Source organism: Pseudomonas sp. Bc-h (genome assembly GCF_002080045.1).
Classification (GTDB): domain Bacteria; phylum Pseudomonadota; class Gammaproteobacteria; order Pseudomonadales; family Pseudomonadaceae; genus Aquipseudomonas.
In genome coordinates this window covers 1-349 of record NZ_MUIN01000058.1, presented here as the reverse complement: position 1 = coordinate 349, position 349 = coordinate 1, and the positions used below count along the sequence as shown (strand labels likewise).

General features: G+C 48.7%; 1 protein-coding gene. It reads left to right on the top strand.

The annotated features are described in order from the left end of the window. Window positions 1-349, top strand: a 349-nt coding sequence (locus tag BWR59_RS32310; protein ID WP_143491019.1) for a tetratricopeptide repeat protein, incomplete at both ends; no start/stop codon positions are given.

The window sequence follows — 349 nt, the reverse complement described above, 5'->3', positions numbered from 1 at the left end:
GTAGCGAGCACACTAAGCAGCCTGGGCAATCTCTATTCGCGCATGGGTCGGTATGGCGACGCAGAACGCTTGCTAAAACGTGTTGTGCAAATTTACCAGGGCGCAGCAGACGGTGGCGGAAATTTGTTGAATTATTCGGCTAACGCTTCTGAAACACTGGCGCAAAATCAACTTGCGCTTGCGCAAGTGTTGTACAAAGGCGGAAATTCAAACGAAGCGGAAAGCATGTTTAAGGCATACGTTGAGACTGTTCGGAAAGATAAAGGACCATCAGTTGATCTGGCTAATGCGTTGAAACATGTGGCTGTGTTTTATAAGAGTCAAAACAGGAGCTCGGAGGCTGACGCGG